The organism is Frankia sp. R43, from assembly GCF_001306465.1.
Taxonomy (GTDB): domain Bacteria; phylum Actinomycetota; class Actinomycetes; order Frankiales; family Frankiaceae; genus Parafrankia; species Parafrankia irregularis.
This window is the reverse complement of the sequence record NZ_LFCW01000011.1, coordinates 64,687-83,837: the sequence shown is the minus strand read 5'-3', so window position 1 is coordinate 83,837 and position 19,151 is coordinate 64,687. Positions and strand designations below refer to the sequence as shown.

The 19,151-nt window shown below is 70.7% G+C and carries 15 protein-coding genes; all 15 read left to right on the top strand.

Annotated elements, in window-relative coordinates:
• Positions 1-56 precede the first annotated feature (56 nt).
• The 15 genes from ACG83_RS36160 (at position 57) to ACG83_RS36090 (ending at position 18,765) form a co-directional block, all read left to right on the top strand.
• On the top strand, positions 57-1,256 hold the full coding sequence (locus ACG83_RS36160) for a cytochrome P450 (protein WP_054570752.1): 1,200 nt from the start codon (positions 57-59) through the stop codon (positions 1,254-1,256).
• Between the two features lie 64 nt (positions 1,257-1,320).
• Positions 1,321-2,217 (top strand): LLM class F420-dependent oxidoreductase, encoded by an 897-nt coding sequence (locus ACG83_RS36155; protein WP_054570751.1) that lies wholly within the window; start codon positions 1,321-1,323, stop codon positions 2,215-2,217.
• A gap of 31 nt (positions 2,218-2,248) precedes the next feature.
• A complete protein-coding gene (locus ACG83_RS36150; RefSeq protein WP_054570750.1) occupies positions 2,249-3,466 on the top strand; it encodes a CaiB/BaiF CoA-transferase family protein in 1,218 nt (405 codons plus the stop codon).
• Positions 3,467-3,516: 50 nt separating this feature from the next.
• Entirely contained in the window at positions 3,517-4,701 is a 1,185-nt protein-coding gene (locus ACG83_RS36145) for a cytochrome P450 (protein ID WP_054570749.1), read from the top strand.
• A 33-nt stretch (positions 4,702-4,734) separates the two neighbouring features.
• A complete protein-coding gene (locus ACG83_RS36140) occupies positions 4,735-5,553 on the top strand; it encodes a mycofactocin-coupled SDR family oxidoreductase (protein ID WP_054570748.1) in 819 nt (272 codons plus the stop codon).
• A 93-nt stretch (positions 5,554-5,646) separates the two neighbouring features.
• Positions 5,647-6,753 carry an NAD(P)-dependent oxidoreductase gene (locus ACG83_RS36135; RefSeq protein WP_054570747.1) on the top strand — a complete coding sequence of 369 codons (1,107 nt, stop codon included), beginning with the start codon at positions 5,647-5,649 and terminating at the stop codon, positions 6,751-6,753.
• Between the two features lie 44 nt (positions 6,754-6,797).
• Entirely contained in the window at positions 6,798-7,664 is an 867-nt protein-coding gene (locus ACG83_RS36130) for an SDR family NAD(P)-dependent oxidoreductase (RefSeq protein WP_054570746.1), read from the top strand.
• On the top strand, positions 7,654-8,193 hold the full coding sequence (locus ACG83_RS36125; protein WP_083473862.1) for a MaoC/PaaZ C-terminal domain-containing protein: 540 nt from the start codon (positions 7,654-7,656) through the stop codon (positions 8,191-8,193). The genes ACG83_RS36130 and ACG83_RS36125 overlap by 11 nt, the downstream gene beginning before the upstream one ends.
• Positions 8,194-8,246: 53 nt before the next feature.
• Entirely contained in the window at positions 8,247-9,452 is a 1,206-nt protein-coding gene (locus tag ACG83_RS36120; protein ID WP_054570744.1) for an aromatic ring-hydroxylating dioxygenase subunit alpha, read from the top strand.
• Between the two features lie 83 nt (positions 9,453-9,535).
• Complete coding sequence (locus ACG83_RS36115) at positions 9,536-10,528, top strand: SDR family NAD(P)-dependent oxidoreductase (RefSeq protein WP_054570980.1); 993 nt, start codon at positions 9,536-9,538, stop codon at positions 10,526-10,528.
• Complete coding sequence (locus tag ACG83_RS36110; RefSeq protein WP_054570743.1) at positions 10,525-11,823, top strand: CdaR family transcriptional regulator; 1,299 nt, start codon at positions 10,525-10,527, stop codon at positions 11,821-11,823. Before ACG83_RS36115 ends, ACG83_RS36110 begins: the two co-directional genes overlap by 4 nt.
• A gap of 105 nt (positions 11,824-11,928) precedes the next feature.
• Positions 11,929-13,599, top strand: coding sequence for a CocE/NonD family hydrolase (locus ACG83_RS36105; RefSeq protein ID WP_054570742.1), 1,671 nt, complete (start codon positions 11,929-11,931; stop codon positions 13,597-13,599).
• 268 nt (positions 13,600-13,867) lie between these two features.
• Positions 13,868-15,292 carry a bifunctional glycosyltransferase family 2/GtrA family protein gene (locus tag ACG83_RS36100; protein ID WP_054570741.1) on the top strand — a complete coding sequence of 475 codons (1,425 nt, stop codon included), beginning with the start codon at positions 13,868-13,870 and terminating at the stop codon, positions 15,290-15,292.
• Entirely contained in the window at positions 15,289-17,928 is a 2,640-nt protein-coding gene (locus tag ACG83_RS36095) for a glycosyltransferase family 39 protein (protein ID WP_054570740.1), read from the top strand. Before ACG83_RS36100 ends, ACG83_RS36095 begins: the two co-directional genes overlap by 4 nt.
• 147 nt (positions 17,929-18,075) lie before the next feature.
• The gene (locus ACG83_RS36090) at positions 18,076-18,765 is read left to right on the top strand and encodes a histidine phosphatase family protein (protein WP_054570739.1); all 690 of its coding nucleotides are present in this window, start codon (positions 18,076-18,078) and stop codon (positions 18,763-18,765) included.
• Positions 18,766-19,151 lie beyond the last annotated feature (386 nt).

Sequence of the window (19,151 nt, the reverse complement as noted above, 5' to 3'; positions counted from 1 at the left end):
ACGGTCTCGACATCGCCAGCGCGAGACGTGTGGCCCTTACGCGACGTGGATGAGACATGACGACGACAGGCGATGACCCGGTCTACTGGGATCCGTACGACCCGGCGTTCGCGGTGGATCCGTACCCGATCTACCGGCGGTTACGAGAAGAAGCTCCGCTTTACTACAACGAGAAACACGACTTCTACGCGGTCAGCCGGTTCGCCGACTGCGAGCAGGGCCTGCCGGACTGGCGGAGGTTCAGCTCCGCCCGCGGCGGCATTCTCGAGCTGATCAAATCCGGTCTGGAGATTCCCCCGGGGACCCTGATCTTCGAGGACCCGCCCATCCACGACATCCACCGCCGCCTGCTCGTGCGGGTGTTCACCCCTCGCCGCATCGCCTCGATCGAGGGCAAGGTGCGCGACTACTGCCGGCTCGTGTTGGACCCGCTGGTCGGCGAGAAGCGGTTCGACCTGATCAAAGAGGTCGGGGCCGAGATGCCGATGCGGGTGATCGGCATGCTGTTGGGTATTCCCGAAAGCGACCAGGCGGCGCTGCGCGACCAGTTCGACGACAGGCTGCGGACCGAGGACGGCGGGCAGATGGACCTCTCCGAGGGTGCCATCCTGTCCGGCGAGGTCTTCGGTGAGTACATCGACTGGCGCCGGGATCACCCGTCGAACGACCTCATGACCGACCTGCTCACCACCGAGTTCACCGACGAGAACGGTGCGACCCGCACGCTGACGCGTGACGAGGTACTGGGCTACGTCACGGTGGTCGCGAGCGCCGGCAACGAGACGACCGGCCGGCTCATCGGCTGGATCGGGTCACTGCTGGCCCGGCAGCCGGAGGCGCGCCGCGAGCTGGCAGCCGACCCGTCGCTGATTCCCGACGCGATCGAGGAAATCCTGCGGATGGAGCCGCCGGCCCCGTTCATGGCGCGCTACGTCACCGAGGATGTCGTTCTCCACGACACGACGGTTCCCGCCGGCAGCGCGCTCATCTTCCTCGTCGCCTCGGCGAACCGGGACGACCGGCGCTACCCCGACCCGGACCGCTTCGACATCCGCCGCCGGATCAGCCAGCAGGTCTCCTTCGGTTTCGGTGCCCACTACTGCCTCGGCGCGGCGCTGGCCCGACTCGAGGGCCGGGTGGCGCTCGAGGAGATGCTCACCCGCTTCCCCGACTGGGACGTCGACTGGGCCGATGCGAAGCTCGCGCAGACCTCGACCGTTCGCGGCTGGGAGACGCTGCCGCTGACCATCGGCTGAGCGGCCAACAGCTGAGCGGCCCACAAAGGAAAAGGAAGATGTCGGGACTCTCGACGAGGTGACGATGAAGTATTTCTTCCACTACCCGGAGACCTCCGGGCTCGACGGCGACATTCTCGACCCGGGATCGCTGGGTGATATCGCGGCCGAGGCCGAACGAGCGGGTTTCGAGGGCTTCGCCCTCACCGATCATCCCATTCCCGGTGCCAGGTGGCTGACCTCCGGCGGTCATCAGAGCTTCGATCCGTTCGTCGGCCTCGCGTTCGCGGCGGCGGCCACCGAACGACTGCGCCTGCTCACCCACCTCACCGTGGCGCCCTACCGCAACCCGTTCATCCTCGCCAAGGCGGCCGCCACCCTCGACAAGCTCTCCGGCGGGCGGTTTGTCCTCGGGCTCGGTGCGGGCTACCAGAAGTCGGAGTTCTTCGCCCTCGGCGTGGACATGGAGGAGCGCAACGCCCTTTTCGACGAGGTCCTCGACACACTTCCGCTGCACTGGAGCGGAGAGGCCTTCAGCTACACCGGGCGGCATTTCGACGCCCGCAACGTCATCGCCCTGCCCCGGCCCGTGCAGAATCCGATCCCGATCTGGATCGGCGGGAACTCGCGACTGAGCCGACGGCGCGTCGCCGAGCGGGCGCAGGGCTGGATGCCGATGTCCGGTCCACCGTCGCTCTCGACGACCGCCCGTACCGTCGCGATCGGCTCGACCGCGGAACTGGGCGAGATGATCGGCGGGGTGCTCGAACAGGCCGCGGCGAATGACCGCACCGAGCCGCTGACCTTCCTTTACTCGTACCACGAGATCAAGGACCCGGCTCTGGACGCCGACCGCCATCGCGAGGCCATCGCCGAGCTGGAGCGCGTCGGTGTCACCGATCTCATGATCACCTGTTTCACCCGGGAACCTGCCGCCACCCTCGACTTCATCAGAGGCTTCGGCGAGACGTACGTGTCCTGAGAGCCTTCGGTTTCCTTCAGGAAGGAATGACATGGCTGCCGTCATGAAAGGTGTGCGCGTGCTGGAGGTCGCCGAACAGACCTTCGTGCCCGCCGCCTCGGCAATCCTCTCCGATCTCGGCGCGGAAGTCATCAAGATCGAGCACGTCGAACGCGGCGACGCCATGCGCGGGCTGGCGACGACCGGGACGGCGATCGTCCCCGAGAACGTGCATGTCCTGCTCGAGCACTCCAACCGCGGGAAGCGAAGCCTCGGTCTCGACATCGCCTCACCCGAAGGCATCGAGATCCTCTACCGGCTCGCGGCGACCGCGGACGTCTTCATCACCAACAAGCTGCCCCGGGTCCGGAAGAAGCTGAAAATCGACCTCGAGGACATCCGCGCCCACAACCCGGACATCATCTACGTGCGGGGCACCGGGCAGGGTGAACGCGGCCCCGACGCCGACAAGGGCTCCTACGACGGCCTCGCCTTCTGGGCCCGCGCCGGTGTGGCGCTGGGCATCATGCAGCCCGAGTACGGCCACGTGCCGTTCCCCCCGGGGCCGGGCTTCGGTGACTCGATCGGCGCGATGACCATCGCGGGCGGCACGGCGATGGCGTTGTTCCACCGCGAGCGCACCGGCGAGGCGACGGTGGTGGATGTCTCGCTCATGTCGTCCGCCATGTGGGCGATGGGGCAGACGATCGGGCTGTCGGTCACCCTCGGCCAGGGCTGGGCACCGCCGCCGGCCGACGCCCCGCGGCGCAACCCGCTGGTCGGTAACTATCTGACGAAGGACGGCCGGTGGCTTGCCCTCACCTGCCTTCAGGCCGGCCGCTACTGGCTGCCGTTCTGCGAGTGCGTCGGACGCCCCGACCTGGCCACCGACCCCCGCTTCGCCGACTTCGAATCGCTGATGGCGCACAGCGCGGAGGCCACCGAGGCCCTGCGGGAGCTGTTCGCGCAGCGCACCGTGGACGAATGGCGTGCGGCGCTGGCGGACTTCATCGGGCAGTGGGCCGTGGTGCAGGACACCCTGGAAGCCGCGAACGACCCGCAGTCCGTCGCCAACGGCTATCTGCAGCCGTGTGAGACCGCGGATGGTTTCCCGTTCTCGCTGGTCGCCTCGCCGGTGCAGTTCGACGAGCATCCCGCCCCGCCCGGCCGGGCGCCCGAGTTCAACGAGCACGGAGACGAGATCCTCGCCGGCCTCGGTCTCGACATCGAAGAAATCCTCGACCTGAAGGTGCGCGGCGTCGTCGCGTGACACCGGCCCACGTTTTCGAGAACCGGAACAGGAAGGCAGGAAGGTCAGCCGTGGTCGATCCGTACTGGGACCCTTTCGACAAGGACATCGATGTCGACCCGTACCCGGTCTGGCGCCGGTTACGTGACGAAGAACCCCTCTACCACAACGAGAAGTTCGGCTTCTACGCTCTTTCCCGGCATGCGGACGTCGAGCGTGCCCATCGCAGCCCGAAGCTCTACAGCTCGGCCTACGGCACCCTCCTGGAAATCATGGGGCCGGAACCGCTGCAGTCCAACTTCATGATTTTCAAGGACCCGCCGGACCACGACACGCTGCGCGGCCTGGTGTCCCGGGCCTTCACCCCGCGCCGGGTCGCCGCGCTCGAGGGGAACGTCCGCAAGATCTGCGCCGATCTGCTCGAGCCCCTGGTCGGCTCGGGCGGGTTCGACTACATCCAGGATTTCGCCGCCCAGGTTCCCTCCAGGGTGATCTCCGAGCTGATCGGGGTTCCCGAGGAGGACCGCGAGGAGGTCCGGAAGACGATCGACGAGACCTTCCACATCGTGGAGGGCGGCGGGATGGCCAACGACATCTCCCGGCAGGCCACGACCAGGCTGCGCGAGTACTTCTGCGAGCAGATCGACGCCCGGCGCACGGCCCCGCGCGACGACATGATGACCGCGCTCGTCGAGGCGGAGGTCCCGACGGAGAACGGGCCGCGCCGCCTGACCACCGCGGAGGCCGGGGCGGTCACCAACGAGCTGGTCAGCGCCGGTACCGAGACCGTCGTCCGGCTGCTCGGCTGGATGTGCCGGCTGCTGGCCGAACACCCCGACCAGCGTGCGGAGCTGGTGGCCGACCCGTCGCTGGTGCCGGGCGCGGTGGAGGAGTCCCTGCGCTACGAGCCGCCCTCCCCCGTCCAGGGGCGGATGCTGCTCGACGAGGTCACGCTCCACGACACGACGCTCCCCGCCGGCTCGAAGGTTCTGCTGCTCACCGGGTCCGCCGGGCGCGACGAGCGCAAGTACCCCGACCCGGACCGCTACGACATCCACCGGCGGTTCGACAGCCACGTCACCCTCGGCCACGGGATCCACTTCTGCCTCGGAGCCTCCCTCGCCCGGCTGGAGGGGCGCGTCGCGATCGAGGAGACGCTGCGGCTGTTCCCGACCTGGGAGGTCGACACCGACCGGGCCGTGCGGCTGCACACCAGCACGGTGCGCGGCTACAACAACCTGCCCGTCGTCGTCTGACCGGCATCACCGCACTTTTTCTGAGGAGACGTTGTGGGAAAGCTCGACGGCAAGGTCGCGTTCATCACCGGCGCGGCGCGTGGGCAGGGCCGCAGCCACGCGATCCGGTTAGCGGAGGAGGGCGCTGACATCATCGCGATTGACATCTGCGCCCAGCTCGATTCGGTGCCCTACCCCATGGCCACCCCGGACGACCTGGCCCAGACCGTGAAGGCCGTGGAGAACCTCGGGCGGCGGATCGTCGCCCGTCAGGCCGACGTCCGCGATTTCGATGCACTGCAGAAGGCGTTCGACGAAGGCACCGCCGAGCTGGGCCCGGTCACCATCGTGCTGGCGAACGCCGGTATCGGGCCGGGCGGGCAGATCGCCGCGCAGCAGCAGTGGGACGACGTCGTCGCCGTCAACCTCACCGGGGTGTGGAACACCGGCCGGGTGGCGATCCCGTCGATGATCGCGGGTGGCCAGGGTGGGGCGATCGTCCTGACCAGCTCCACCGGTGGGCTCGTCGGCGTCGGGATTCCCGATGTGGGCTTCCTGGGCTACACCGCCGCCAAGCACGGCGTCATCGGCCTGATGCGCTCGTGGGCCAACTACCTGGCCGAGTTCAACATCCGGGTGACCAGCGTCGCCCCGACGACGGTGAAGACGCCGATGGCCGCCAACGGCGACCGCGAGGCCGTCCTTGGCCACGCACCGCCCGCGCTCGCCCGCGCGCTGGAGAACGCGCTGCCGGTCTGGGCGGTGGACCCGGTCGACGTCTCGAACGCCATCGTCTGGCTGGTGTCGGACGACGCCCGTTACATCACCGGGACGGTCATCCCGGTCGATGCGGGCCAGCTCAACAGGCCATAACGGAGGCGGCGGCGCCCCACTCCGGTCATCGGCGGAGCGGGCCCTCGCGCGAACAGGGCCTCGGCTCGACCTGGTGGAGAGGACGGACAGACGGTGCGGGTGCTGGTTGTGGGCGGAACCGGGCCGACCGGGCCGCATGTCGTGCGCGGTCTACTCGGCCGCGGTGACGAGGTCACGATCTTCCACCGGGGCGCCCACGAGCCGCCCGAGCTGGCCGACGTCGAGCACATCCACGGCGACCCGCACTTCCGCGAGTCGATCGACGATGCCCTCGACGGGCGGGTCTTCGACGCCGTGGTGGCCATGTACGGGCGGCTCAAGCACCTCGCGCCCGCGCTGGCCGGGCGGTGCGGCCAGTTCGTCGCCGTCGGCGGGGTACCCGTCTACCAGGGCTTCTTCCCACACCCGAGCCAGCTGGCACTGCCCGTCCCGGTGACCGAGGATCATCCGGTGGTCCGGGACGGCTCCGCCGCGACCGCGCTGGCGTTCTCCCACCGGCTCGCCCAGGCCGAGGCGGCTGTCCGCGCCGCCCACCCGGAGGCGACGATCCTGCGCTTCCCGACGCTGTTCGGCCCGAACAACGCCCGACCGGCCGAGTGGTCGGTGGTGCGGCGGGTGCGCGACGGCCGCCCCTTCATGATCCTTCCCGATGGCGGCGGCCAGCTCCAGAGCCGCTGCGCCGCCGCCAACGCGGCCGCGTTCGTCCTGGCCGTGTTGAACGCCCCGGCCGTGGCCGCCGGCCAGGTCTACAACGCAGGCGAGGCGACGAGCTGGTCGCTGCACGACTGGGCCGCGACGATCGCCCGGCTGATGGGAGCCGACCTGGAGCTGGTCGGGCTGCCCCGGGAGATCGCCGTCGAGGCCACCACCACGCTGCTTCCGCTCGCCGGCACGACCGCGACCCATGTCGTCGTGAGCACGGAGAAGGCCCGCCGGGAGCTGGGCTACCTCCCGGTCGTCGACCCGGTCGAAGCACTCGCCGAGCTCGTCGGCTGGTACGCCGAGCACCCCGATTTCGACCCGGCCGCGAGCCCCTCGTTCACCGACCGGTTCGACTACCGGGCGGAGGACGCGCTGCTCGCCGAGTACCGCACCGCGGTGCGGCGGCTGGCCGCCGCGGTCGAACAGCGTGCCGCCCCACCGATTCACAGCATGCCCCACCCGAAGGAACCCGGAAAGACGGACCATCGTGGCCGCTGAGCAGGAGATCAGGGTGAACATTCATTTCGCTGTTGGGGCCTGGCATGTCTGACCAGCGAACCGCCCGGGTCGCCGTCGTGACCGGCGGGGCCAGTGGGATCGGCCGGGCGACCGTGCTGCGCTTCCTCGCCGAAGGCGACCAGGTGGTCTTCGGCGATCTCAACGAGGCGAACGCGCAGGCGCTGCTGGACGAGGTCGCGGACCCGGCCCGCCTGCGGTTCGTGCCCACCGACGTCACCGAGGAGTCCGGCGTGGCCGCGCTCGTCGGCGACGCCGTCGAGGGGTTCGGCCGGATCGACGTCATGTTCAACAACGCCGGCATCGGCGGCGCGTTCGGGCCGCTGGTCGAGACCGAGGCGGCCGACTGGGACCGGACCTTCGCCGTGATCGGCCGCGGGGTGTTCCTCGGGACGAAGCACGCCGCCCGGGCGATGATCGCGCAGGGTGACGGTGGGGTGATCGTGAACAACGCCTCCGTCGCAGGAGTCGGTGGCGGCGGCGGCCTGACCGCGTACTCGGCGGCCAAGGCCGCGGTCATCAACTTCACCGCCAACGCCGCCGTCGAGCTCGCCGCCCACCGCATCCGGATCAACGCGGTATGCCCGGGCCTGGTCAACACCCCGCTGGTGATGGGCCGGGACGCCGCCGCGATCGAGGCCCAGCTGGCGACCTTCCAGCCGTGGCCGGATCTGGGCCGCCCGGAGAACATCGCTGGTGTCGTCGCCTTCCTCGCCGGCCCGGACAGCGTCTTCCTCACCGGAACCCACGTGCTGGCCGACGGCGGGATGGTCGCCTGGGGCCCACGGATGACCGGGACGTCCGATCCCCGCGGCCGGACCAGGCAGTACGTCGGTTTCACCGAGGGCACCACCGGCCGGCGCCCGACCCGGCGACCCGTCCATGACGTCTGACCCGGAGCCGGTGGCGACAGCACCCGGCACGGAGCCGGTCGCGGTGGCCGGCACACCGACATCCGGCACACCGGCATCCGGCACAGCGACATCCATCGACAGTCGTGAGCTGGCCCGGCATGTCGGGGCGATCTTCGTCGCCGAGCCGGTGCTGGTGGTCGGTCCGGACCTGGTCCGCGGGTTCGCGACGATGACCGGCGCCGACCACTGGATGCACGTCGACCAGGAACGGGCCCGGGCGAGCCCGCTCGGCCGGGCAACGGTGCAGGGCCTGCTCACCCTCTCCCTCGGGGCCGAGCTCGAACGGCGGGCGCTGGCCGTCCGCGCGTCCGACGCGGTGTTCTACGGCTTCGACCGAGTGCGGTTCCCCGCACCGATGTTCGTCTCGGACCCGCTGGGCCTGCGCGTCGAGATCCTCGCCGTCGAGGAGCTGGGCGGTGCCGTCCAGGCCCGGCTGCGGCACACCTTCACCTCCGTCGGGCCCAGGCCGGTGTGCGTGTCCGAGCAGAACATCCGCTACATCCACTGACCCCGCGGCCCACGCCAGAGGAGCCAGAGGAGAAAGAGACACAGGAGACGAACGTGGACGGGATCATCGCGAGGACCGGCAGGACAGCGCTGGAGCACGACATCGCGCGCCGGCTGCTCGACCACATCGAGCGGCGCACGACGGACATGGCCGAGGACGTCATGAGGCTGCCGGCCGACGCCTACTCGGCGGCGCGCCAGCGTGAGGAGCTCGACGCGCTGTTCCTCGAGCAGCCGCTGGTGCTGTGCCTGTCCGGCGCGCTGCCCGAGCCGGAGACCTATCGGGCCGTCGACATCCTCGGCACCCCGGTGCTGCTGAGCAGGGACGCCGACGGCCAGGTGCACGCGTTCGTCAACGCCTGCCGGCACCGCGGAGTGCGGCTGTGCGACGGCGCCGGCGAGGCGATCCGGCTGACCTGCCCGTTCCACGCCTGGAACTACAGCCTCGACGGCAGGCTCGGCCGGATACCCGTCCCCGAGGGCTTCGCCGGGATCGACCGGGCGGAGTACGGCCTCATCCGCCTCGAGGTGGCGGAAGGCCACGGGCTGATCGTCGGCCGGCTGCGCCCCGGCTCGCCGATCGACGTCGACGACTACCTCGGCCCAGGCCTGGCCGAGGAGCTCGCGATGCTCGACTTCGCCAGCTGGCGGCCGCATGGTGAGCCGCACGTCCACCAGGTCGGCGCGAACTGGAAGGTCACCCTGGACACGTTCCGGGAGAACTACCACTTCAACTACCTGCACAAGGACACCCTCGCCGGCTACGCCGTCGGTGGCGTGCTGACCTTCGACCCGTTCGGCCGGCACCTGCGCAACACCTCGGCGCTGAAGTCGATCGCCGAGCTGCGGGAGCGCCCCGAGGCCGAGTGGGGGGACGTCTCCGGACACTTCAGTTACCAGTACGCGCTGTTCCCGAACGTCAGCCTCACCTTCGACGCCCGGCACATCGACCTCTGGCAGGTCCTGCCGGTCGACGAGAGGTCCTCCGAGGTCGTGCACACCTCCTACCTGCGACCAGGGCTGACCGAGGCCGAGCATTCCAAGGCGGTCGACATGGCGCCGTGGATCTGCGAGACGGTCGTCGACGGTGAGGACTTCTGGGTCGCGGGCCGCACCGAGCCCGGCCTACGCCTCGGAATGGTCGACCATGTGCTGTTCGGCCGGAACGAACCGGCCCCGCAGCACCTGCACCGCGGCTTCGAGGAGGTGCTCGCGGCCTACCGCGCCCAGCAGGCCGCGATCCTGGCGTGGCACGGCTGAACGGCCACGGCCGTGAGGGCGACCCGAAAACACGAGGGCGACCTGAGTACGAGCAATCACGAGTAACAGGAGTGGATGACGTCATGGCGATGTTCGATCTCGGGCTGACCGGCAGGGCGGCGGTGGTGACCGGCGCGGGTGCCGGCATCGGGCAGGCGATCGCACGCGGGCTTGCCGCGGCCGGAGTGCGGGTCGGTCTGGTCGAGATCGACCCGACCCGGGCCGCCGCCACCGCCGAACTGATCGAGAAGGAGGGTGGGCTGGCCGTCGCGCTGCCCGCGGACGTCATGGACACCGCGGCGCTCGCCGACGCCATCACCGCCACGCACGCCGAGTTCGGCCGGCTGGACATCCTGGTCAACAACGCGGGCGGGGTGAAGGCGAGCCGGTTCCTCGACCAGAGCGAGCGCAGCTGGCGGCGGCACATCGACATCAACCTCGTCAGCATGCTGGCCGCCACCTCGACCGCGGCCCCGCTGATCGCCCAGACCGTCGCCGCCGGTAACCCTGGCACCGGGAACCCTGGCACCGGGAACGCGGCTGCCGGTGAGGCGCGCGGAAGCGAGGGCGCGCGGCGGGGCGGCGGCTCGATCGTCAACATCACCAGCATCGAGGGGATGCGGGCCGCCCCGATGTACGCGGTCTACGCCGCCTGCAAGGCCGGAATGATCAACTTCACGCGCACGATGGCGCTGGAGCTCGCCGAGACCGGCATCCGGATCAACGCGATCGCCCCTGACATGACCGCCACCGCCGGCATCCGCGGCATCATGCGCGGCCCGGTCGACCCCGACACGCTGCCCGGTCCACCGGCCGAGCGCGTTCCCGGCATCGAGCGTTACGTCCCGCTCGGCCGCGAGGGCATCGCCGCCGAGATCGCCGACGCAGCCGTGTTCCTGTGTTCCGACCGTGCCGCCTACATCACCGGCACCACCATGAGCGTCGACGGCGGCACCGCCGCCTCCGCCGGCTGGTTGCGGTCCGGCCCCGGCTGGACCCTCCAGGGCGCCCCCACCCCCTCCGCCTTCGCACCGACGCCGACGCCGGCACCGGCACCGGCAACCGGCTCCGCATGACGGTTGTCGGGGAGGTCGGGCTACGTCTCGACGGTGTCTCCGTGGACAGGTGGCTTTCGGCACGGATCTCCGAGCTGTCGGCGTCGATCGTGATCGAACTGTCCGAGCGGGTATCCGGCCACGCGTCCATGCCGCCCGCCGAGCTCCACGGGAACACCGCCGGGCTGGTGCGGTCGTGCGTACGGCTGTTCGTCGACACGCTGCGCACCGGCGGACCTCCCAGCCGCAGGCAGCTGCGGGAGATCCGGGAGTCGGCGAGCCTGCGGGCCGACGAGGGCGTCCCGCTCGAGGTGCTGGTCAGCGCCTACCACGTCGGCGCCGACGTCTGCGCGCAGAGCGTCGTCACCGCGGCCGAACCCGAGGATCTCCCGGCGGCGCTGCAGGTCGCGTGCCTGCTGCTGCGGTTTCTCGGTCAGGTCATGCCGGAGGTCCTCGCGGGCTACCTGGAGAGCCGACTGGCGACGGTCGCCGAGGAACACGGGGAACGCCGGGCCGTCCTGTCCGCCCTGCTGGCCGGACAACGACCGGAAGACGCCGCCGCCCGAGCAGCGGTCCAGCTGCCCGCCCGTTACGCCGTGATCAGCCTGGAGGTCGGGCCGCATCCGGACGAACTCGGCGCGAACGCTGGCGATCGGGCCGTCGCCGCGCGCCGCAAGCTGCGCCGAATGCGTACGGAGGTGGAGGGCAACGCCTCCGGAACCGTGCTCGACATGCTGTCCGCAGATGGTGGTCTCCTCCTCGTCCCGCTGGACGAGGAGGAGACCACCGGGGGGACGCTTGGAGAGACGGCCGCGGACATGCTGGCGCCGCACGAATGGGAGCGGCTGCTCGCCCTGACCGACCGCCTCGGGTGTGCCACGCGCGCGGAGGTCATGGCCGGGGCCGTGCCGGCCCGGCCGGACGCCGTCGCCTCCGCCGCCCGGCTGGCAGCCGAGATCCGCCACGTCGCCCGCGCGTCCAGCCGGCCGGCCGGGATCTACCAGCTCGGCGACGTGGCGTTCGACTATCAGATGTCCAGGCCCGGCCCCGCTCGCGACCACTTCGCGGCCCTGCTGCGCCCGCTGGCCACCCGGCCGTACCTCCTGGAGACGCTGCGCGTCTTTCTCTCCTGCGGGCTGGACCGCCGCCGCACGGCTGACCGCCTCCACGTTCATCCGAACACCATCGACTACCGGCTGCGCCGGGCATCGGCGCTGACCGGGCTCGATCCCGCGCGGGGCTGCGACCTTCCGATGATCTACGCGGCGTTCGCCGCCGGGGAGCTGGAGCCGGTGGGCCCCTGTCCGCCCGGCTAGGACAGGACGGCTTCGCTCACCGCGCGGAGCACCAGGTCGGCCGACAACTTCGTGACCTTCACCAAATTGCATGGCAGACTCTGCCACACATTTTGGAGGAGTCTCATGGCCGTCCACACACGCACGCTCGCCCACAGCCTCGTTCCGATCGCCGTCCTCGCGCTCGCCGCCTGCTCGTCCTCGTCGACCGGGGGCACCGACAGGCCGACACCGGCGACATCCGCGGCATCGGCGCCGACGCCGGTCGCCGCCGCACCGATGTCGGATGCCACGAAAGCCTGGTGGGGCTACGACCGGCCGGCCACCCACCAGGCCGTCTCCGCCGAGATCACGGTGCCGACCCGGGACGGCACCCCGCTGAGCTGCACCCTGGTCCGCCCGGCAACCGACGGCTCACCGGCCTCGGGAAAGTTTCCCGGCCTGGTCGTCGAGTTCACCCCGTACGCGATCTTACGGACGTCCTACGTCGCCGGCGAGGGCACGTATTTCGCGACCCACGGATACAACGCACTGATCTGCAACCTGCGGGGCACCGGCGGGTCCGGGGGAACCTGGCAGAACGCCATGTCGGCGCAGGACGGAGAAGACGCCCGCGACCTGGTCGAATGGCTGGCCACCCAGCCCTATTCAAATGGCCGGATCGGAATGACCGGCGAAAGCTACGGCGGCCAGACGACCTACGGCGCGGCCATCAACCAGGCGCCGCATCTGGTGGCCATCGCCCCGCTCCAGTCGCCCGCGAACCTCTACCAGGACGTCATCTACCCGGGCGGCATCAAATCCACCGAGGGCGGCAGCATCGACAACTGGCCCGGGATCGCCCAGACGATCACCGGTGGCGCGGTCAACACCGAGGCCGAATACGCCGCCAACCGCGCGCACCCCACCTACGACGAGTACTGGCAGTCGCGGTCCTTCGCCGACCGCTACGACTCGATCAAGGTTCCGGTCCTCACCATGGGCGGCTGGGTCGACCAGTACTTCCGCTCCGGCCAGTTCACCAACATCGAGGGCGCGCTCGACCGGACCTGGGCGATCTACGGCCAGTGGCCCCACCTGAGCCCGCTGCTCTACCCGAACTGCGGGGGTGTCTGTAACTCCGAAGGGCTCTCCCCGGGCATCGCGCTCGCCTGGTTCGACCACTGGGTGATGAAGCTCCCGAACGTCCCGATCCCGGCCCAGCCGACCCTGGTCAGCCATGCCGGTACCGGTAGCGGCGCGACCTCGCCGGGCTGGCGGGAGATCACCGGTTATCGGCCGACCGGCACCGTCACACAGTCCTTCGCCCTCAACGCGGACGGCTCGCTCGGCACGGCCGACCCCACGGCCGGTACGAAGACGTTCCACCAGCCGCAGGATCCGTCCACGGCCGGCGGGTCCGTCCTGTTCAGCACCAGCGCGCTGACCGCACCGACATCCCTGTTCGGCCGGCCGGCTCTCACGCTGAAGGCGACCCTGTCCGGCCCCGACGCGAACCTCTACGCCGAACTGCTCGACATCGGGCCGGACGGCAAGGAGACGCTGGTCAACAACGGCTTCCTCCGTGCCAGCCACCGGTCGTCCAGCGTCACGCCCACATCGGTGCCGACTGGTTCACCCGTCACCCTCACCGTCGCGATCCGGCCCGACGACTGGCAGTTCGCGGCCGGCCACCGCATCGCCGTGCGCGTTTCCGGCGGCGCCTCGGACATGCTCACCCAGAACGAGACTCCAGTCGACGTCACGGTCGCGACCGGCGCGGGTGGATCCACGCTGACCCTCCCCACGGCCAGCTGACCAGCCGCCTGACCTGGGCCTGCTCGGGGCCCGACCTGGGCCTGCCTGGGGCCTGATCCCGGAGGTCGGCCGTCGCCCGCTCCGCGGCGTTCACCTGGAGTTATCCGGCTGGATATCTCCAGGTGCGCCTGGCGCGCTTTCCCGCGGGAGGCGTGAACCGAAAAGACCCCGACTCACCATAAATGGCTCGGTTTTTATTGGCGCGTTTCATAGCTGGCTCACAGGCGAGCCAAAGGCTAGCGCCAGCCTCCTCGGCAACGCTGGCGCCATGATGCTGGACGATGTCGAGTCGCGGCCACTTTCGGGCGTGACCTCAGGGCCTGCGACCGCAGGCACCGACGCGACAGGCCCGGATGTCGAGATCGTCATTCCGGTCTACAACGAAGAGAACGATCTTGGCCCCAGTGTCCGCAGGCTGCACGCCTTCCTGGGGCAGTCCTTCCCGTTCAGCACCGTCATCACGATCGCGGACAACGCCAGCACCGACGGGACCTGGGCCTGCGCGTCCAGGCTCGCCCAGGAGCTGACCGACGTCCGGGCCGTCCACCTGGAGCAGAAGGGCCGCGGTCGGGCGCTGCGGCAGGTCTGGCTGGCCAGCACCGCCCGCGTCGTCGCCTACATGGACGTCGACCTGTCGACCGATCTCGGCGGGCTGCTGCCGCTGGTGGCGCCGCTGATCTCCGGGCATTCGGACCTGGCGATCGGGTCCCGCCTGGCGCGCGGGTCGCGGGTGGTGCGCGGGCCCAAGCGTGAGGTGATCTCCCGATGCTACAACCTGCTGCTACGCACGACACTGCGCGCCAGCTTCTCGGACGCGCAGTGCGGCTTCAAGGCGATGCGGACCGAGGCCGCCCACCGTCTGCTGCCCCTGGTGCTGGACACCGCCTGGTTCTTCGACACCGAGCTGCTGGTGCTGGCCGAACGCTGCGGCCTGCGGATCCACGAGGTCCCGGTGGACTGGGTGGACGACCCCGACAGCAGGGTCGACATCGTCGCGACCGCGCTCGCCGACCTGCGCGGCGTGGCGCGGGTGGGCCGGGCCCTGGCAACCGGCCGGCTACCCATCGGTCAGCTGCGCGCCCAGCTCGGCCGCGCGCCGCTGACGTCTGATCTGCCGGAGGTTCCGCCTCGGCTGGTCCGGCAGCTCGTCCGGTTCGTGGCCATCGGCGTCGCGAGCACGGTCGCCTACCTGATCGTGTTCGTCCTGCTGCGCGGGTGGCTCGGCCCGCAGGCCGCGAACCTTCTCGCGCTGCTCCTCACCGCGGTCGCCAACACCGCCGCCAACCGCCGGCTGACGTTCGGCGTCCGCGGTGTCGGCGCCCGGAGCCACGTCGAGGGCCTGGTGATCTTCGCGGTCGGGCTGGCCCTGACCAGCGGCGCGCTCGCCGGCCTGCACACCCTCGCCGACGAACCGGGCCGCGGGGTCGAGCTCGCGGTGCTCGTCATCGCGAACCTGGTGGTCACGGTGCTGCGCTTCGTCGCCTTCCGCGTCTGGGTCTTCCACCCGCGCCGCGACGGGACGCCCGGAAAGGTCGTGTCCTCGCCCAGGCCCGCCGTCGTGCCCGCTCCGTCTCCGCCCACGTCGCCGCGAACGCCTCCGGCGTCCGCTGCCGTCCAGCCCCAGCCCCAGGCCCAGGCCCGTCCCCCGGCCCAGTCCCAGGCCCGTCCCCGGAACCCGGAAAAGGATCGATGACAGTCAACAGAGATGCCGAGGCGCCGCGTTCCGGTGAGCCGAACGCGGGTGCGCTGCCCGGCGGGCCGCCTTCCGGTGGTCCTGCCTATGGCCAGCCATACGCGAGCCGGCCCCTTCCGGCCGCGCAGTACGGGGGCGGCTCTCCGGCGGCGGGCTCAGCGGCGGCCAGCCAGGCCGAGGTCATCCCGCCGCCGGTGCAGCGCGGTCCGGAGGACGAGGACATCCGGGCGGCGGAGCAACCGGCCCAGCCGGAGCGGCCGGCCCAGCCCGGCCCGCGAAACCCGGGTGCTGGGCACCGGACGAGTGATGCGGCCGCGGGTGGGCGGTTCACCCGGCTGGTCCGTGGCCGGCCGGACGATCCACGCTGGGTGCGCCCGGCGCTGTTGGCACTGCTCGCCGCCACGGCGGTGCTCTACCTGTGGGACCTGGGCGCCTCGGGCAACGCGAACAGCTTCTACGCGGCGGCCGTCCAGGCCGGCACGCTGAGCTGGAAGGCGATGTTCTTCGGGTCGCTGGACTCGTCGAACTTCATCACCGTGGACAAACCTCCGGCCTCGCTGTGGATGATGGCGCTGTCCGGACGCATCTTCGGTTTCTCCAGCTGGAGCATGCTCGTCCCGAACGCGCTGTGCGGGGTCGCGACGGTCGGGCTCCTGTACGCCACCGTCCGCCGGGTCGCCGGTCCGGTGGCCGGCCTGCTGGCCGGGGTGCTGTGCGCGCTCACCCCGGTCGCGGTGCTGATGTTCCGCTTCAACAACCCGGACGCCCTGCTCGTGCTGCTGCTGGTCGTCGGCGCCTACGCGGTCACCCGCGCGCTGGAGGCCGCGTCCTGGCGGTGGCTGGTCGCCGCCGGTGTGGCCGTCGGCTTCGCCTTCCTGACCAAGATGATGCAGGCGTTCCTGGTGGTTCCCGCCTTCGGGCTGGCGTACCTGATCGCCGCGCCGACCGGCTGGTGGCGCCGCGTCGGCGGGGTGCTCGCCGGCGTCGGCGGCATCCTGGTCGGGGCCGGCTGGTGGGTGCTCGCCACCGACCTGTGGCCGAAGAGCTCGCGACCCTACATCGGCGGCTCCGAGGACAACAGCGTGCTCGGCCTGGCGTTCGGCTACAACGGCCTGGGCCGGATCTTCGGTGAGAGCAACGGCCCGGGCGGCGGTGGCGGCGGCCGAGGCAACCTCCCCGGTGGCCAGGCCGCGCTTACCGAGATCGAGCAGTACTTCAGCGCGAACGGCGGCCCGCCGGGAGGCGGCGAGTTCACGATGAACGGCCCCGGTGGGGGTGGCGGCTTCGGCGGCGCCACCGGCCTCGACCGGATGTTCGGCGACAACTTCGGCGACCAGATCTCCTGGCTGCTGCCGGCCGCGCTCGTCCTGCTGGTCGGCGGTCTGTGGGCGACCCGGCGGGCGCCGCGTACCGACCGGGCCCGCGCCGGGCTGGTGCTGTGGGGCTGCTGGATGCTGGTGACCGGCCTGACCTTCAGCTACATGGAGGGCATCGTCCACGAGTACTACTCGGTGGCGCTTGCCCCCGCCATCGCCGGCACCATCGCGATCGGGCTGCATGAGCTCTGGCGCGCCCGCGGCGAGATCATCTCCCGGGTGTTCCTGGCGGCGGGCATCACGGCCGCCTCGATCTGGCCGTACGTCCTGCTCGGGCGGAACGACGACTGGCAGGGCTGGCTGCGGCTGCCGGTGCTGGTCGCCGGTCTGGTGGGCGCGGTCGCGGTACTCGCGGGCCCGCATCTGGTCCGGGTCGGGGCGGTCGCCGCGGTCGCAAGCCAGCGCGTGATCCGCAGGACGGTGGTCGCGCTCGCCGTGGTCGTCGCGTTCGGCGCGCTGGCCGCCCCGGCGGGCTACGCGCTGGAGACCGCCTCACAGCCGCATACCGGTTCGATCCCCCTGGCAGGCCCCTCCGGCGGCGGCATGGGTGGCTTCGGACGCACGGGCGGCGGGCCGGGCATCGTGGAGGCGAACGGCGGTCAGGGCTTCCCAGGCGGCGGTCAGGGCTTCCCCGGAGGCGGTCAGGGCTTCCCGGGCGGCGGCACGACCGGGAACGGCGGCACGACCGGGAACGGCGGAACGGGCGCGGACGGCGGCATGCGCGGCGGGGGCATGGGCGAGGACGTCAGCGACGAGCTGGGCAAACTCCTCTCCGAGGGCGCCGAGGGCTACCGCTGGGTCGCCGCGACGAGCACCTCGCAGTCGGCCGCGTCGATGGAGCTCGCCAGCGGGGGCAGCCCGGTGATGGCGATGGGCGGCTGGTCCGGCAGCGATCCGGCGATCACGCTGGAGCAGTTCAAGCAGTACGTCAACGACGGCGAGATCCACTACTTCATCGCCGGTGGCATGGGTGGCGGCATGTTCACCAACACCGCGACCAGCGGCACCGGCGAAACCGCGCAGTCCGGAGGCACCGGAGGCACCCAGTCCGGGACCAACGGCGGCACGCAGTCCGGGGCTGGTGACCAGAACACCGGCGGCGACGCGGCGACGGGCACCGGCGGTCTGCCCGGCTTCGGCGGCGGGGGCGGCGGCTTCGGCGGCAACAGTGAGATCTCGACGTGGGTCACCGAGAACTTCACCGCGCTGACCGTGGGCGGCCAGACCGTCTACGACCTCACCAAGCCGGTGAACAGCTAGAAACGAGCAGGTCCAAACCCGTAGGTCCTCTCTCCATGCCTGACCGTGGAGAGAGGACCTACCCTGGTCGGATCCGGGGAGTCCGGGCAGACCTGATCTCGCGATGGCCGGTACCGCGACGTCAGCCGCTGGCTAGACTCGGTCACGATGCGCCTGATGCTGCTCCGACACGGCCAAACCCCTTCCAACGTCGCCGGTGCCCTCGATACAGGGCTGCCGGGTGCCGGGCTGACCGCGCTCGGTCACGCGCAGGCACGGGCACTGCCCGATGCGCTCAGCGGGAAGCCGATCTCGGCGATCTACACCTCGCTCCTGGTCCGCACCCAGCTCACAGCGGCCCCTCTTGCCAACGCATGCGGCCTGCTGGCCAAGGTCGAGCAGGGCATCGAGGAGATCGCCGCCGGCGACCTTGAGCTGCGCAGCGACAAGGAAGCCGTCACGACCTACCTCGACGTCATCAGTGACTGGATCCACGGCGATCTGGACCGCACGATGCCGGGTGGGCACGACGGTCGCCGGTTCGTCGCCGGATACGACACCGCGGTCACGAACATCGCGGCCGCGCATGACGATCACGACACCGTCCTGCTCGTCAGCCATGGTGCCGCGATCCGGGCCTGGGTCGGTATACGGGTCGGTGGCGTCGGTTCCGTCGAGGATCGGTGGCTCTCGAACACCGGGATGGTCACGATCGAAGGCGATCCCGCGGCTGGCTGGAACCTGGTTCAGTGGCACGGCGAGCCGCTGGGTGGGTCCGCTGTTCCTGACGTCGCCGCGCAGGATGTCACCGGTGCCCCGGTGCGCGAGGCCGTCGCCGAGAACCGCGCAGCCGGGTAGCCTGCCCGCGCCCGGCATCGGCCTCGCGGCCCGTGTCCACTCGCCGCCTGGCCATCCCCCGGGGATCCGGCACAGCCAAAGTCCGAAGCTCGCGATTTTGTTGCATGTTCCAGAACGACCAAAATCCCCGACGCTTCCGACTCGCCCTGCCGGGAGTCGCCTGGACGACGGCTTGTTGACGACTCCGCAGACGGCTGCGACGCTTGACCCGGCTCAGCGAGCCTTCGCCATCTCACGGTCCACGGTCAGGGATTCCGCGAGTCCGTGTCGATGATGAAAAGGGCTCGGCCGTCGAGACAGCGGTAGAACGCTGGGATGTGAGTCACCGGGCCGGCGTCGCAGGATCCGCGCGTTACCGTGCCGGTGGTTGACACCACAACGTTGTA